This is a genomic window from Actinophytocola oryzae (assembly GCF_004364325.1).
Taxonomy (GTDB): Bacteria; Actinomycetota; Actinomycetes; order Mycobacteriales; family Pseudonocardiaceae; genus Actinophytocola; species Actinophytocola oryzae.
Genome location: NZ_SOCP01000032.1, coordinates 35,614 through 50,696, shown reverse-complemented (window position 1 = coordinate 50,696; position 15,083 = coordinate 35,614). Strand labels below are relative to the sequence as shown.

At 70.7% G+C, this 15,083-nt stretch carries 13 protein-coding genes; 6 read left to right on the top strand and 7 right to left on the bottom strand.

The window, feature by feature from the left end; translation table 11 throughout:
* Positions 1 to 86 precede the first annotated feature (86 nt).
* On the top strand, positions 87 to 1,445 hold the full coding sequence (locus CLV71_RS45880; protein WP_133909272.1) for a glycosyltransferase 87 family protein: 1,359 nt from the start codon (positions 87 to 89) through the stop codon (positions 1,443 to 1,445).
* Positions 1,446 to 1,451: 6 nt separating this feature from the next.
* Here CLV71_RS45880 and CLV71_RS45875 read toward each other — a convergent pair whose 3' ends face one another.
* Together CLV71_RS45875 and CLV71_RS45870 are read right to left on the bottom strand one after the other, a co-directional pair.
* Entirely contained in the window at positions 1,452 to 1,661 is a 210-nt protein-coding gene (locus CLV71_RS45875; protein WP_133909271.1) for a helix-turn-helix domain-containing protein, read from the bottom strand.
* Between the two features lie 175 nt (positions 1,662 to 1,836).
* Positions 1,837 to 3,468, bottom strand: a complete 1,632-nt coding sequence (locus CLV71_RS45870; RefSeq protein WP_133909270.1) for an ABC-F family ATP-binding cassette domain-containing protein — start codon at positions 3,466 to 3,468, stop codon at positions 1,837 to 1,839.
* A 178-nt stretch (positions 3,469 to 3,646) separates the two neighbouring features.
* Here CLV71_RS45870 and CLV71_RS45865 point away from each other — a divergent pair, with 178 nt between their 5' ends.
* Complete coding sequence (locus tag CLV71_RS45865; RefSeq protein ID WP_133909269.1) at positions 3,647 to 4,411, top strand: SDR family oxidoreductase; 765 nt, start codon at positions 3,647 to 3,649, stop codon at positions 4,409 to 4,411.
* Here the strand turns inward: CLV71_RS45865 and CLV71_RS45860 are convergent.
* On the bottom strand, positions 4,403 to 4,858 hold the full coding sequence (locus CLV71_RS45860; protein ID WP_133909268.1) for an Lrp/AsnC family transcriptional regulator: 456 nt from the start codon (positions 4,856 to 4,858) through the stop codon (positions 4,403 to 4,405). The genes CLV71_RS45865 and CLV71_RS45860 overlap by 9 nt on opposite strands.
* A 111-nt stretch (positions 4,859 to 4,969) precedes the next feature.
* On the opposite strand from CLV71_RS45860, the gene CLV71_RS50360 reads away from it, so the two are divergent.
* Positions 4,970 to 5,992 carry a Glu/Leu/Phe/Val dehydrogenase dimerization domain-containing protein gene (locus CLV71_RS50360; RefSeq protein ID WP_133909267.1) on the top strand — a complete coding sequence of 341 codons (1,023 nt, stop codon included), beginning with the start codon at positions 4,970 to 4,972 and terminating at the stop codon, positions 5,990 to 5,992.
* Here CLV71_RS50360 and CLV71_RS45850 read toward each other — a convergent pair.
* The 4 genes from CLV71_RS45850 to CLV71_RS45835 all read right to left on the bottom strand — a co-directional run bounded on the left by CLV71_RS45850 (position 5,979) and on the right by CLV71_RS45835 (position 12,232).
* Positions 5,979 to 7,028: a TolB family protein gene (locus CLV71_RS45850; RefSeq protein WP_133909266.1), complete on the bottom strand. Its 1,050-nt coding sequence runs from the start codon at positions 7,026 to 7,028 to the stop codon at positions 5,979 to 5,981. The two genes, CLV71_RS50360 and CLV71_RS45850, sit on opposite strands and share 14 nt — an antisense overlap.
* A 165-nt stretch (positions 7,029 to 7,193) precedes the next feature.
* Positions 7,194 to 7,628: a type II toxin-antitoxin system Rv0910 family toxin gene (locus tag CLV71_RS45845; RefSeq protein ID WP_133909265.1), complete on the bottom strand. Its 435-nt coding sequence runs from the start codon at positions 7,626 to 7,628 to the stop codon at positions 7,194 to 7,196.
* Between the two features lie 60 nt (positions 7,629 to 7,688).
* A complete protein-coding gene (locus CLV71_RS45840; RefSeq protein WP_133909264.1) occupies positions 7,689 to 10,466 on the bottom strand; it encodes a S8 family serine peptidase in 2,778 nt (925 codons plus the stop codon).
* Between the two features lie 200 nt (positions 10,467 to 10,666).
* Positions 10,667 to 12,232 (bottom strand): deoxyguanosinetriphosphate triphosphohydrolase family protein, encoded by a 1,566-nt coding sequence (locus CLV71_RS45835; RefSeq protein WP_133909263.1) that lies wholly within the window; start codon positions 12,230 to 12,232, stop codon positions 10,667 to 10,669.
* 345 nt (positions 12,233 to 12,577) lie between these two features.
* Here CLV71_RS45835 and CLV71_RS45830 point away from each other — a divergent pair, with 345 nt between their 5' ends.
* From CLV71_RS45830 to CLV71_RS45820, 3 genes are read left to right on the top strand one after another with little or no spacing between them, the layout of a single operon-like run.
* Positions 12,578 to 12,898 carry a hypothetical protein gene (locus CLV71_RS45830; RefSeq protein ID WP_133909262.1) on the top strand — a complete coding sequence of 107 codons (321 nt, stop codon included), beginning with the start codon at positions 12,578 to 12,580 and terminating at the stop codon, positions 12,896 to 12,898.
* Between the two features lie 60 nt (positions 12,899 to 12,958).
* A complete protein-coding gene (locus CLV71_RS45825; RefSeq protein WP_341771725.1) occupies positions 12,959 to 14,608 on the top strand; it encodes a GGDEF domain-containing protein in 1,650 nt (549 codons plus the stop codon).
* Positions 14,609 to 14,619: 11 nt separating this feature from the next.
* Positions 14,620 to 15,012, top strand: coding sequence for a MerR family transcriptional regulator (locus CLV71_RS45820; RefSeq protein WP_133909260.1), 393 nt, complete (start codon positions 14,620 to 14,622; stop codon positions 15,010 to 15,012).
* Positions 15,013 to 15,083 lie beyond the last annotated feature (71 nt).

Here is a 15,083-nt window from a genome sequence, read left to right as displayed (position 1 = left end):
CTCCGCCCTGACCAGGAACAACACGTACGGCAGCCGTGTGCTTCCCGGTTGATCGCAGAGCGAACACGGGCGGGTAGCCTGCCGCTGTGGAGCCGACCCGACGCCGTGCCTGGCGCCTCGACCTGCTCTTCTACGGCGTCAGCCTCGCGTTCGCCGCCGGCAACGCGATGTTCTCCGAGTTCTACGGGTATCGCGTGTGGGGCAACTTCGCGACGGCCGGCTACCTGCTCGCACTCGTCCTCACGGTTGTGCAGGCAGTGTCTCGCACGGCACCGACAAACGCGCTCCGCTCCAGGTGGACGGCCGTTTCAGTGGCCGGGCTGCTCGCCGGGCTGGTGCCGCTGGTCGTGCTCGTGTTCAGGCGCGACCCCCGCTTCGTGTGGGGCGACTGGCCGTGGTCGTTCCCGTCGCAGCCCGAGGTCTGGGTGGTCGAGCGGTCGGCCCGCTGGCTCATCGACCACGGCACGCCCTACCCGGACCTCGGGCTGCTCGGCAGGCCACCGGACCCCGACGACTACACGCCCTACGGCCCGGCCATGACGATCTTCGGCCTGCCGAGGGCGCTGTTCGGGGACGGGCCGTTCACCGACGCCCGTGTCTGGTTCGCCGTCGGCACCGTGCTGGCCGTGGTGGCGGCCCTCAAGGTCATGGGCTGGCCCAAGGCGCCGGTGCTCGCCGCACAGCTCGCCGCCGTCAGCCCGCTCACCCTGCTGACGGTCACCGTGGCGGGTGACGATCTCCCCGTCATCGCGCTCGTCGTACTCGCGGCCGTCGTGGCTTTGAGATCCAGTCCCACCTCGGGTGGCACCAGTCAGTCCATTGCGGCCGGACTCGCGATCGCCTTTGTCATCAACATGAAGCTCACCGCGCTGCCCGCGCTCGCGGTGCTCGCCGTCGCGCTGTTCGCGACCAGAGGTTGGCGTGCGTTGTTGATCTTCTTTGGTACAGTGATCATCACGAGCGCGGTGCTGGTACTACCGGTGCTGTTGGAGGACCCGGCCGCTTTCGTCGAGCACGTGATCCTGTATCCGGCAGGGTTGGGCGAGGCTGGGTCCCCGGCGGCGAGTCCGCTGCCGGGGCACCTCATCGCGCAGCTCGGCCCGGTCGGGCACGCGGTTTCGCTCGCGCTGCTCGCGGCGGCGGCCTGTGCGATCACCGTCTGGCTGGTGGTCCGTCCGCCACGCGACCCCGCGGACGTCATGCTGCGCACCGCGACCGGGTTGGGGACGGCGATCGTCCTCGCACCGGCCACTCGCTGGGGTTACCTCGTGTACCCGCTGGCGATGGCAGGCGCGATGCTCGCCTTCTCAGCAGCGACTCCGGCGACCCGGAAGGAGGGGACCAGGACTACCGCGGGTCCGACCGACGGTGAGCAGGACGTCACCCACGACGACGACGTCAACCATCAGATCGCGAGCCCCGACACCCGCGGCATCCAAGCGTGAACCCAGTTACTTCTTCTTCGTTCGCGTTGCGCCACCACGGCCGCGCAACGTCACCCCGGATTCTGACAGGACGCGATGTACGAATCCGTACGATCGCCCCGTCGACTCGGCCAGGGCTCGAATGCTGGCGCCCTTCTCGTACTTCTTCTTCAGGTCGGCAGCCAGCTTGTCGCGGGTACTGCCGGTGATCCGCGCGCCCTTCTTCAAATCAGCCACGTTGTCCGCCTTCCGTAGCGTGTCACGGAGGTTTATTGAGAACACCTGCCGTGGCAATGATCGAACACGATCGCGTGGAATGCCAGGCGAGATCGAAAATACCTATGAAATCCCCCACGGCTCACCGGTACGGAGCAACCGTTCCGGGCCCCCGGACGGGTCCGGGGGCGCCCCCTCACGCGAGCTGCACGAGCTCCAGATAGTCCGCTGACCAGTGATCTTCTGTCCCGTCGGGCAGCAGGATCACCCGCTCGGGCTCCAACGCCTCCACGGCACCCGGGTCGTGTGTGACCAGCACTACCGCGCCGGTATATCCCCGCAACGCGTCGAGAACCCGCTCGCGGGAGGCCGGGTCGAGGTTGTTGGTCGGCTCGTCGAGCAGCAGGACGTTGGCCGCACTGGACACCAGACCAGCGAGCGCGAGCCTGGTCTTCTCGCCGCCGGAGAGCGTGCCCGCCGGCTGCTCGAGCTGCTCGCCGGTGAACAGGAACGTGCCGAGCAGCGAACGCAGCTGCTGCTCCGGGGTGTCCGGCGCGGCGTGGCGGACGTTCTCCCACACCGACGCCTCGTGGTCGAGGGTCTCGTGTTCCTGGGCGTAGTAACCGATCCGCAGCCCGTGGCCGGGCACGACCTCGCCGGAGTCGGCCGTCTCCCGGCCGCCGATCAGGCGCAGCAGCGTGGTCTTACCAGCACCGTTGAGTCCAAGGACGACGACCCGTGAGCCGCGATCGATGGCCAGGTCGACGCCGGAGAACACCTCGAGCGAGCCGTAGGTCTTCGACAGGCCCTCCGCGGTGAGCGGGGTCTTGCCGCACGGCGCGGGCTCGGGGAAGCGGATCCGCGCGACCTTGTCGGACTGGCGGACCTCCTCCAGACCGGACAGCAGGCGTTCCGCGCGGCGCGCCATGTTCTGTGCCGCAACGGCCTTGGTGGCCTTCGCACGCATCTTGTCGGCCTGCGCCTGCAGGGCGCCCGCCTTCTTCTCGGCGTTGGCGCGCTCGCGACGGCGGCGCTTCTCGTCGGCGGCACGCGCGTCGAGGTAGCGCTGCCAGGTCATGTTGTAGGTGTCGACCTGACCACGCGTCGCGTCGAGGAACCACACCTTGTTGACGACCTCGGCGAGCAGCTCGACGTCGTGGCTGATCACGACGAGGCCGCCGTTGTGTCCCTTGAGGAACCCGCGCAGCCAGGTGATCGAGTCGGCGTCGAGGTGGTTGGTCGGCTCGTCGAGCAGCAGCGTGGTGCCCGCGCCACCGCCGCCGGAACCGGCCTCGGAGGCGGCGAACAGGATGCGGGCCAGCTCCACGCGGCGGCGCTGGCCACCGGAGAGCGTGCCGATCTGCTGGGCGAGGACGCGGTCGGGCAGGCCGAGGTTCGCGCAGATCCGCGCGGCCTCGCTCTCGGCCGCGTAGCCGCCGAGTGCGGCGAAGCGCTCCTCGAGCCGACCGTAGCGGCGGACCTCGCGGTCGCGCTGCGCGTTGTCGACCAGCTCGGACATGGCCGACTGGGCCTTCTCCATCTCGCGGAGCAGCTCGTCGAGCCCCCGTGCGGACAGGACGCGGTCCTTGGCCGTGACCGACAGGTTGCCTTCGCGCGGGTCCTGCGGCAGGTAGCCGATCTCGCCCTTGCGGAGCAGGTGACCGCCGTAGGGCTCCCCCTCGCCCGCGAGGACGCGCAGCGAGGTGGTCTTGCCTGCGCCGTTGCGCCCGACGAGGCCGATGCGGTCGCCCGGTTGGACACGCAGGGTGGCGTCGGAGAGGAGGATGCGGGTGCCTGCACGCAGTTCGAGGTCAGTGGCGGTGATCATGTCGGAAGCTCCGGGGATTGGTCGTGGGCAGGACTGAGTGGCCCGCCGGTCGGAACCGGTGGGCGCGCCTGCCTGCTAGGCCGTACGGATCACCACGTCCTCGACTATACGTGGCTTCGGCAACAGGGTTTCGCGCGCACTCGCGGACTAAGCAAGCGCTTAGCTAGAGTCATCAGCCATGACACAGGACTTTAAGGGAAAGGTCGCGCTGGTCACGGGGGCCAGCCGCGGCATAGGCCACGCGATCGCGGCGGAGCTGGCCAGGGGTGGGGCGGCGGTCACGATCTCCTCACGCAAGCCCGACCAGATCGCGGCGGCCGCCGACGAGCTGCGTGCGCTGGTCCCGGACGCGCGGGTGCTGGCCGTGCCCGCGAACACCGGGAGCGACGAGGACCGGGCGGAGGTCGTGCGCCGCACGGTCGAGGAGTTCGGCTCGCTGGACGTGCTGGTCAACAACACCGGCATCAACCCGACCTACGGCCCGCTCGTGGACGCGGACCTGGCCGCGGTGCGCAAGATCTTCGACGTGAACGTGGTCGGCGCGCTCGGCTACGTGCAGCTCGCGCTGAAGGCGTGGATGGCGGAGCACGGCGGGTCGATCGTGAACATCGCGTCGGTGGCCGGGCTGCGGTCCTCCGGGGTGATCTCGGCGTACGGGGCGAGCAAGGCGGCACTGATCCGGCTGACCGAGGAGCTGGCGTGGCAGCTCGGCCCCGGCGTGCGGGTCAACGCGGTGGCGCCCGCCGTCGTGAAGACGAAGTTCGCCGAGATGCTCTACAACGCCGACGAGGACGCCGTCGCGAACCGGTACCCGATGAAGCGCCTCGGTGCCCCGGAGGACGTCGCGCAGCTGGTGGCGTTCCTGGCCTCGGAGCAGGCGTCGTGGATCACCGGCGAGACCGTCCGCGTGGACGGCGGGATGCTCGCGACCGGGTCACTGTAGGGGCTCGAGGACGTTGTTCACCTGGTGGCGGTAGACGATCGACGTGCGGAAGCCGACGATCTCGCGGCGGCTGGTGAACCGGTCGACCAGGAACGCGTGCAGGTGGTCGATGTCCTGGGCGGCCACGTGGATGATGAAGTCGTCGCTGCCTGCCAGGGTGAACACGGCGAGCACCTCCGGCAGTGCGGCGACGCTGTTCTGGAAGGCCTCGATCACGCGCCGGGACAGCGGCCGGATCTGGGCGGCGATCAGGGCCTGGACGCCGCGGTTGAGTGCCGCGAGGTCGATGTCGGCGTGGTAGCCGCGGATGACGCCGCGCCGGCGCAGCAGGCGGGTGCGCTCGAGGCAGGTCGACGGCGCGATGCCGACCGCGCGGGCGATGTCCTGGTTGGGCTGGCGGGCGTCCTCCTGCAGCGCGCGGATGATCGCCGAATCAACTTCGTCCATGCCGCCATTTTGCCCACCCGCATCGAATTTTGTTCGGCGGACGGCCCATTTCCCTGGCGATCTGCCTAACGTTGGTCCGCACGGTCGTGATGTGTTCGGCAGGAGGACGTGGTGGGCGAATCATGGGAGCACGAGGAGGTCGTGACGCGGCTCGGCCGCCGATCCGGGGTGCCGGTGACGGTGGCCGTGCACTCGCGGCGCCTGGGCCCCGCGGCCGGCGGGATCCGGCTGCGGCAGTACGCGACGTGGCAGGACGGCCTGGCCGACGCGTTGCGGCTGGCCAGGGGGATGACCTACAAGAACGCGGTGGCCGGACTGGCCTTCGGCGGCGGCAAGACGGTGATCGCGGTGCCGTCGGGGGTGGCGCTCACCCCGGCCCTGCGTGCCGACGCGCTGGCGGACGCCGGTGACCTGATCGCCTCGTTCGAGGGCTCCTACCTGGCCGGACCGGACATCGGGACCGGCCAGGAGGACATGCTCTACCTGCGGTCGTTCACCGACCACGTGTTCTGCCTGCCCGAGGCGCACGGTGGGACGGGGTCGTCGAGCGGGCCGACGGCGCGGGGTGTGCTGGCGGCCGTTCGGGCGGGGATGTCCTCGGTGTTCGGTACGTCGACGGTGGCGGGCCGGCGGGTGGTCGTGGTGGGGATGGGTTCGGTGGGGACGCTGCTGGCGCGGGACCTGTCGGCGCAGGGCGCGTCGGTGGTGGTCGCGGACGTGGACGAGACGCGGTGCGCAGGGTACGAGCAGGTCGCGGTGGCCGACGCGTACTCGCTGCCCGCCGACGTGCTGGTACCGGCGGCGGTAGGCGGGGTGATCGGCGAGGGCGTGCGGGCGCCGCTGGTGGTCGGCCCCGCCAACAACCAGCTGGTCTCCGACGACGTGGCGGCATCGCTGAACGCGTCCGGCGTCGTGTGGGTGCCGGACTTCGTGGCGAGCGCGGGCGGGGTGGTCTACACGCTCGGCCGGGAGGCCTCCGGCCTCGACCACGACGCCGCGATGGCGCAGGTGGAGACGATCGAGGAAACGGTCACCACCCTGCTGGCAGCTTCCGCGGCGCACGGCGCGACGCCGCTGGCGGAGGCACTCGCACTGGCTGAGCGGCGCCTGGCACCGGCACCTAGCCGAGTGTGAGCAGGGTGCTCTCCCCGTCGATGGCGGCGAGCAGCACCCCGGGGGCCCAGTCGAGGCGGACGCTTCCCGACGCGGCGGCCACGTGGCCGCCGCGCAGCTTGGTCGGTGCACCGCCCGGTTCGGACACGACGTCGACCGAGCCGGGCAGGTCGACGTAGGCGATGGCGTGGCCGGTCGGCGACCAGGTCGGGAACGCGACCTTGCCGCCGGCCACGGGCACCGGGTCGCCGCCGAAGACGCTGACCGCCCTGGCGCCGCCTCCTGCCGCGCCCGCGTAGCCCGCGTACTGGGACAGGGAGTCGGCGAGCAGCCACAGGCCGTCCGGCGAGAAGGACAGAGCCGACCAGTCGGCGCCCTTCCTGCTGGTGACCACCTTGTGGGCGTCGCCGCCGTCGTGGCCTGCGATGCTGACCGTCGCGTCGTCGAGGCCGCAGGTCCAGGCGACGTGGTCCGCCGTCCACGCCATCGCCGACAGGGTGGTGACGGCGCAGTCGACCGTACCCAGCTTCGTGGCGTCGCCCCCGCCCGCGGGAACGGACATCAGGTCGACCCGTTCGGCGTCGAGGTCGCCGCGCGCGAACCAGACCGTCGAGCCGTCGGGTGACCACGCGGGCAGGATGTCGACGTCCGCATTCGGGTCGGGGTTGGTGAGGTCGAGCTTTTCCGTCGCGTCGTCGGTGAGGTCGCGCAGGTCGCCGGTGGTGACGTCGTACACCCAGACGTCGGGCTCGCGGAAGAACCGGAAGAAGTCGTCGGTGAAGACGAGCTTCGTGCCGTCCGGGGACCACTGGGCGAGCCTGCCGTCCAGCTTGACCTTCTCGACGCACTTCTCGGCGCCACCGCCGCGGTCGGTGACGCACAGGTCGTTGCCGGTCTGAGCCAGGTGCCTGCCGTCCGGGGAGAGGCGGACGGGTCCGTCGGCCGTGACCTTCTCGATGCCGATGACCTTGAGGTTCGCCGCCTCGGGCTGCTCGTCGCTGTCACTCGAGCAACCGGCGAGCGCGAGGAGGAGAGCGAGCACGAGGATTCGCCGCACGGGCCCATGATGGCGGACGAGAGCCTGCGGCGTGCGGGTTTCGGGTCAGCGGCCGTTGTGCCGGGGACCGCGGGCGTCGTGCCGGCCCGGCCCGTGGTCGTGATGGCCTGCCGCCCCGATGACGTTGCGCCAGGATGCGCCGCAAGCCTGAACGGCTCCCGTGAGTTACCTGACGAGATTCGCCAGAGTGGCAACGGACCTACGAACGTCCGCCCGCACCGCCCGGCCAACAGCCATCCCGATCGGCCCGAATACAGGCCGTCCGGTCACCTCGGCGGAGATGTTCACCTCCGACACCGACTCCCCCACCGCCCGGATCGACAGTGTCAACGACACCCGCACCCCACCCACGCCCCGCCCCGAGATCGACAGCCCCGACGGTGGCGCGTACGACTCCACCCGCCACCTGATCCGGTTGCGCAGCCCCATGACCGAGACCACCGACGTCAGCGCCGTGCCCTCCTCGATCACCGACGGCACCTCGCCCCGCCAACCGTCGTGCAGGGACATCCACTCGTCGAAGCGGCTCAGGTCCGACGCGACCGCCCAGGTGCGTGCGGGTATCGCCGGGACCGTCGCCGTCGCGTTGACCTTCGCCACGGTCGAAAGAGTAGGGCCGCCCACCGACACCGGTGGGCGGCCCCTTCGAATCTCATTCAGCTACGGACGGACGTACCCGTTGAAGTGCAACGAGACCGCGCGGACCGAACCGGTGTCCGCACCGGCCGTGTCACGCACGAAGAACTTCCACGTGCCGTCCACCGCCGCGCCACGCAGCGCGTCGAGCGGGCTGGCCGGCTGCCACGTGCCCGAGTACGGCGCGTCGCCCGCCTCGACCGTGGCGAACGGGGTCGCCGCGGCGTCGTCGAACACGACCTGGCAGAAGTTGTTGCCGCTGCCGCCGTCGTTGCTGAACACGGTCGCCGTCGTGCCGTTCGGCGCGATCAGCTGCCCGACCAGGTCACCGACGTAGGTGTGGTCGATGCCCACGGTCGTCGAGCCGGTCGCCGTGCTACACGTCGCGCCGTCGACCGAGAACGAGATCTTCGACGCGCGGCCGAAGCCGGACACCGGGATCGACACCGTGGCGCCGACCTGGCTGTTGTCCGGGATCGGGACGGCCGCGCCGCTGTAGGCGAAGGCCACCGACTCCTCGGACGGCCTGCCGACGTCGACCAGGAACGACGACGTCTTCGGCGAGAACGTGCCCGCGAAGGTCACCCGTGCGGTGAACTGGATCGGGACGCCGACCTCCTGCGAGGCGGGCACCGTCACCTTGTAGTCCTTCACCACGGTCTCGCCTGCCGGGATCGTGCCGTAGGACTGCGCGCGCGGCGTGATCGTGACGCCCGGGGTGGACGTCGTGAGCACGACGCTCGTGGAGACCGCGGTGCCGTCACCCTGGTTGGTCACCGGGAGGGAGACCGTCAGGGTGTCGCCCGGGTCGACGTAGGCGCCACCGTCGTCCGCCGTGACCTTCGGCGTCTCCGGGACGGCCAGCGGCTGCGGGCTCGCACCGGTGTAGCCGAGGACGCGGTCGGCGAGGATCACGCCGTGGCCGGTGACCGGGTCGACGCCGGGGGCGCCGAGGTCGATCGCGGTCTGGGTGAGGGCCTCACGGACCTCCGCGGGGTCGATGCCGGGGTTGCCGGACAGGACGAGACCCGCGATGGCCGCGGCGTGCGGTGCCGCTGCCGAGGTGCCGAAGAACGGGATGAAGCCGTCGACGGACGTCGCGACACCGTCAGCGGCCGTGATGTCCGGCTTCTGGCGCACCTCGCCACCGGTCGAGCTGAAGTTGCCCGGGGTGATGGGGGTGCCGTCGGCCTCGAAGAACACCTTGCGCGGGCCGTCGGAGCTGAAGCGCTCCCACTTCGAGGACGAGTCGAACGCGTTCGGGAACGGCCCGGCCGGGTTCGGCGGGTCGCCTGCCTCGAGGTCGAAGGGCAGCGGATCGGCGGCGGGTGCCGCGGCCACGGAGAACGCGCCGCGGGCGGCCGAGTGGCCGAACGTGACACCCGTGGTGGTGAACGCCTTCAGGTCGGACTGGTCCTCGAACCGCCCACGCAGCGCGGACAGCGAGAAGTACCGGTCGGCGCCGGTGAACTTCACGACCGCGATCCGCAGCCCGGCACCCGACGGAACGTCGATGCGCTCGTACGGGTCCTGGGTACCGGTCTGGAAGCTCTGGCTCGTGCCACGCACGTTGCCTGCCGCGTCCAGGATGTAGAGGTCGTAGTCGTTGGCCGAGCCACCGGTCGGGTCCGCCCAGGTGAGGATGAGCGGGGCGCCCGCGGACTCGTTCGACAGCGGCTCGAAGATCTGCGTGCCGGGGCCGGGGTCGAAGTCGTGGGCGTAGCCTGCGAACTTGCCGACGATCTGGCCGGAGTTGACGTAGTCGCCCTCCCAGTGACCAGCGGTGCCGTCGGCAGTGTTGCCCTCGTTGCCCGCGGAGGAGAAGTAGAGCGCGCCGTCAGCGATCACGTCGTTCACGGCCTGGGCGATGATCCAGTCCTGGAACGGGGCTTCCTTGAAGTAGATGATGTCGTCGACGATGATGTCGCAGCCGCGGTCGAAGCGCAGCGCGCGGATGTTGTCCGCGAAGCTCGCGTCGCTGTTGAACGCGGTGGCGAAGCCGAGCGCGGCGTTGGGCGCCACGTCGTGGATGATCTCCAGCATCGCGGTGCCCTCGTCGCCGGAACCGGCCTGGCCGGCCAGCACGTCGACGTCACCGAGCTCGCCGCCGGCCTGTGACGTGGCCAGCGAGTCGACACCGTCGGAGAGAGCACAGATCTTGACGCCGACACCGGTCACGCCGATGTCGCCGCGGGCGGTGTCCGCGTTGTGCGCGCGGTCGCCCTCACTGTCCACCGCGCCGGCGCGGTCGGAGATGGCCTCGCGCGTGTTCTGCGCGATCCGCTTCTCCTTCTGCTCCTTGGTTTCCGAGGAGGTCTTGCCACCGTTGGGGCTGAGCTCGCGGGCGGTCATGGCACCGTCCGCCTCCTCGACCCGCCTGACGTCGGCCCGTGCCGCGATCGTGTTGACCGAGGACAGTGGCACCTCGGCCCGGACGCTGCCGTACCGCGTGGAGACCGCCTTGACGGCAGCGCCCTTCGCGGCGAGGTCCTTCAGCAGTGCGTCGCTGACGGTCGCGCGGATGTCCACGAGCACCTTGCCGCTCGCGGTCTTCTCGACACCGTTCTGCAGCATCGGGACCGCGGTGGTCGAGGCCCGGTTCGTGGTCATTCGCTGCTGCAGCACGAGCTGGCTGTCCACTTTGGCTTCCGCCGGGGACAGACTCTTCTTGATGTCCTGCAGCGCGGCGATCTGGTTCGCCGCGTTCTTCTCAGCCGAGATCGTCTTGTCCCCAGGCTGCGGCGCGGCGACCGCCGGGCCTGCGAGCCCCACCACCGCGAGCAGGCAGGCCGCCCCGGTCATCAGGACTCGTGTTCTTCGTGAAGCGTGTGCAGGTAAACGCACGGATGCCCTCCGCGTTTTGCTTGGCCGTGCCCCGACTCACGACGCCCAGTGCCGGTGCCCCCGGCCAGGCTCAACGTATGGTCGAAAACAAAGCAACACAGCGGCCATTCGGCGCAATGACACCCGGTGTGTGTTAACAGTTGCCGTCTGTGAACGACTTAGAGAACGAAGGCGTCGGACCAGGGCTGCGAGCTGCGTCCGGTCAGGGCGTCGAGGAGGGTCGCTGCCTGACTGTCCGTTAGGGACGCGACGAAGTCGACGACCGCTCTACCCCTTGCCAACTCACGAATTCCGTGCTCGCGGTCGGGCGCCTCGCCGAGCGCCTCGACCAGAGTGGACATATCGGTCGCGGCGAGCGCGCGGTACTCGGTCTCCGAGAGTTCCACAAGGTCCTGTAGCCGGCGGGGCAGCCGGTTGGCCTCGTGCCGGTCGGTGAGCCACTGCGCGAGTGCCTCCACCAGGGAGGTGACCAGGGTGGCCTGCCCGCGCTGGTGCAGTGCGAGGTCGGGCCGCAGCAGGACGAACCTGCGGTGGACGAACTTGAGGACCTGGACCTCGTGCCACTGGGCGGGCGCGAGCAGGACGTGCCCCGAGCGGACGGGCGGGTCCAGCACGACGGTCATGCCGTCGACCAGCCGCACGGTCCAGCCGGACGAGAACCCGGCGACGGCCTGCTCGGCCTCGACCGACCCGTCGAACGGCGACCCGAGCAACCCGTCGACCAGCTCCGTCCGCACCCTGGTGACCGCGGCGACGAACGCGTCGTCGTCGACGACCCAGGCGTCCCTGCGGTGCATGCGGCGGCGGAGCTGTTCGAGGGAGTACCCGGGGCGGCGCGCCCGCGCGGCGAGATCCGCGTCGTCGAGCGCGGCCAGCTCGAGGGCGTTGCCGAGCCAGTGCCCCAGCTCGGCGGCGACGGGTGCGTGCTGGAGCACGCCGATGCGGTGGAAGTCCTCGAGGTCGTGGATGGCGTAGGCGATGTCGTCGGCGAGGTCCATGACGGAGGCCTCGACGGTCTGCTGCCAGCTGGCGAGGCGGCCTGCGAAGGGGGCGCGGGCCTGGGCCATGTCGTCGAGTTCGGTGACGTAGACGGAGAACTTGGTGGACCCGGTGCCCGGCTCGTCCGCGGGGGCCGACGCGCCACGCGGCGGGGTGGCCAGGTGGCGGGGGTGGGGGTCGGGGTGGGTGAGGCGGGTCCAGGGGTACTTGAGCATGGCCGCGCGGACGGCGGCGGTGAGGTCGAGCCCGACGGCGCCGGGCCCGCCGGTCTCGGTGGTGGTGACGATGCGCAGGCTCTGGGCGTTGCCCTCGAACCCGTCCGGCAGGCCGAAGCGGTGGCGGGCGAGGCGGTCGAGGACCTGCTCGCCGAGGTGCCCGAAGGGTGGGTGGCCGAGGTCGTGGGCGAGCCCGGCGGCCTCGACGACGTCCGGGTCGCACCCGCCGAGCTTGTCGAGCATGGGCACGAAGACCGGGTCGGCGAGCAGCCGCTCGGCGATGGCCCTCGCGACCTGGGCGACCTTGAGACTGTGCGTGAGCCGGTTGTGCAGCAGACCCGACCCGCTCGCGCTGACGACCTGGGTAACACCGCCGAGCCGCGCGAAGAACGGCGAGGCGACGATCCGGTCCCTGTCGACCCGGAACGGGCTGGCCGCGAGGTCCCCGGCGGCCGGCCCGGCAACCTGCTCCGAGCGACGCTCCTCCCGGGGGTCGACCTGATCAGTCATGGCCACGACCCTAGTGCGCGACCACCGGGTGACAACGGTGTTACCCGGCCACCGAATGTGCGAGGGATACCAGCCAGGCCCCGGCCTCGGCGAACCACGTGGCTGCTCCACGCCGGGGTCGAGCGGGTCCGCCCCGCGGCCGGGTTCGGCCTCCGCGAGACGTTTCGGCTGGCCACGACGTCGCCGGTACCGTTCGGGTGGGACACCGGGCGGTTCGGCGTGTCCTGTGGCCGGTGGCGGCCAGGGTCGTGTATCGGTTGCGGGTCCGGGCGTGCCGACCTCACCGGCGATGGCCGCGACGTCCACCACCGCTCCGACTCGCCTCCGCCGGAAGATGATCATGCCATGACCCCAGAGAAGCTCCTCGCCAAGATCCGGCAGGCCCTCCCGGACGCCGACCCGCTCGACGTGAAACGCCAGCTCGACGAGTACACGGGCCCCGAGAGGCTGCGTGTCCAGCTCGCCATCGTCAAGCTCACCGACGAGGACCGGCGCGACTCCCCGAGGCACTACGTCGACAGCGCGCGGCAGGACTACCGCGACGTGCTCGCGTGGGCCGAGTCACCCCAGCAGCTGCGGCCCGACTGGTTCAGCCTGTCGGTCACCGAACGGGCGAAGGTCACGAAGGCGGATCGGCAGCAGTACGCGCGCTGGCTGGCTCGGTGAACAGTGGGTGACATGGGCTGACCCGGGGCCGCGCGCGAGGGAAGATAGGCCGTGGCCACGGTGCCCGAACTGTCATACGCGTTCCAGCCCATGCTGTCGACCCGCACGGGACGGCTGCTCGCACTCGAGGCACTCGCGCGTCCCGGGACCGGCACGATCCACGACGTCCTCCGCGACGCCGCACGCGCCGGGCAGCTCGTCGAGGTGGACATCGAGCTCGCGGCAGGCGCCATCCGCGCCGCGACCTCGGCCGAGGTGCCACTGCACGTGAACGTACTGGCCGTCACCATCACCCGGTCGGATGAACTCCTTCGGATGCTGCTGCCCGCGTTGAGGGCGACCGGCAGGCGGCAGGCCGACGTCACCGTCGAGGTCACACCACCGTTCGGCGGACTGCACCGCAGCGCACTGCTCGACGGACTGAACCTGTTGCGGGAGCAGGGTTTCCGCATCGCCTTCGACGGCGCCGGGGACGGCGACCTGCCGCTGTCGATCATCGCGGACGTCGTGCCCGACATGGTGAAGCTCGACGCGTACCTGTTGCACGGCGTGCCCGGCAACCCGGCCGTGGTAGCCCTGATCGAGGCGCTCGGCCACCTGGCGGGCCGCACCGGCATCCGTCTCGCGGCGGTCGGCGTCGAGTTCGAGGACCAGCTCGCCCTGCTGAGCAAGCTGGGTGTTCCGGTGGCGCAGGGCAACCTCATGGCGTCCGCGCAGGTCGGCATGCCGACGTATGTGGCGCCGGAGATCACCCGGCTGGACGGGGTGCCGGTGGGTCCGGGCGGACCGCTGGTGGCCGACCTGATCCACCCGGCGGTGACCATGTCGGAGGCCACGACCTCCGAGCAGGTGCGGCAGGTGTTCGTCGAGTCGCCCGAGGTCACGAGCGTGGTGCTGGTCGACTCGGGCAAGAGGCCGCGCTGGTCGCTGGACCGCAGCCGCTTCCTGCTCGCCGTGACGGGCCCGTACGGGCACGCGCTGCACGCGAGCAAGCCTGCCGCCCGGCACGCCGACCCGCCACGCACCATCCGCGCCGATGCCAGCAGCATCGAGCTGCTCGAGGCGGTGGGCGAGACCGAGGGCGCCCGCGCGGGCGACGACGTGGTGGTGGTCGACGGGGTGGGGCGGTGTGTCGGGATCGTCCGGCTGACGGAGGTGATGCGCGGCGTGGCCGAGGCGAAGGTCGAGCAGGCCGTGGCACTGAACCCGCTGACGAGACTGCCCGGCACCGGCGTGGTGACCCGCGAGATCGACAGGCGCATCGAACGCGGCGACATGTTCGTGGTGAGCTGGCTGGACGTGGACGCGTTCAAGCAGGTCAACGACACGAAGGGCTTCGCGGCGGGCGACGACCTCATCCGCGCGATCGGCCGCGCCCTGTCCGACCTGGCGGCCCGCCTGCCCGGCACCCGCGTGGCCCACGTGGGCGGCGACGACTTCCTGGTGGTGACGGACGTCGACGAGGCGGGCACGCTCGCGGCCGAGGTGGTGGACCGCCCGTGGACCGTCGACGACTCGACGGTGAGCGTGTCGCTGGCGTCGCTGGTGTGCGCGGTGGGCTCGGTGGGCTCCTACCGCGAGGCGTCCAGGCTGCTGGCGCCGCTGAAGAGCCGCGCGAAGCAGGTGGGCAGGTCGAGCTGGGTGCTCGGCAGACCGAAATCGGACCGGATCGACGTGCTTCGGGGTCGTGTGATGAGCGCTCCCGCCTAGAATCAACGCATATGGAGCTGTTCACACCGGGACAGGTGGCCGAGAAGACCGGTTTCAGCCTCGACACGCTGCGGTACTACGAGCGGATCGGGCTGCTCGACGACATCGCCCGCAACCCGGGCGGCCAGCGGGTCTTCACGGGGGACGACGTCGCGTGGCTGCGCATCCTCCGTTGTCTGCGGGATACCGGCATGCCCATCCAACGCATGGTCCGCTACGCCGAGCTGGCCAGAGGCGGGGACGAGACGGTCGCCGAGCGCTTGGAGCTGCTGCGCGAGCACGACCGCGACATCGACGACAAGATCGAGCACCTGCGGGTCGAACAGGACCACATCCGCGCGAAGATCGCCCATTACCAGCGAGAGATGGCCCCACCCCTGGAAACCCAGGCCACCAGAACCTGATGACCGACGACCCGAGGCGTCCGGCGGAGGACCCACCGCGATGAGCCATGAGAGCGGCCCCCCGAATGACC

Bases quoted from the DNA above. Each gene is read 5' to 3' on its own strand.
- CLV71_RS45870 (WP_133909270.1), bottom strand. From the start codon at position 3,468: ATGATCACCGCCACTGACCTCGAACTGCGTGCAGGCACCCGCATCCTC.
- CLV71_RS45865 (WP_133909269.1), top strand. From the start codon at position 3,647: ATGACACAGGACTTTAAGGGAAAGGTCGCGCTGGTCACGGGGGCCAGC.
- CLV71_RS45860 (WP_133909268.1), bottom strand. From the start codon at position 4,858: ATGGACGAAGTTGATTCGGCGATCATCCGCGCGCTGCAGGAGGACGCC.
- CLV71_RS45840 (WP_133909264.1), bottom strand. From the start codon at position 10,466: ATGACCGGGGCGGCCTGCCTGCTCGCGGTGGTGGGGCTCGCAGGCCCG.
- CLV71_RS45835 (WP_133909263.1), bottom strand. From the start codon at position 12,232: ATGACTGATCAGGTCGACCCCCGGGAGGAGCGTCGCTCGGAGCAGGTT.
- CLV71_RS45830 (WP_133909262.1), top strand. From the start codon at position 12,578: ATGACCCCAGAGAAGCTCCTCGCCAAGATCCGGCAGGCCCTCCCGGAC.
- CLV71_RS45820 (WP_133909260.1), top strand. From the start codon at position 14,620: ATGGAGCTGTTCACACCGGGACAGGTGGCCGAGAAGACCGGTTTCAGC.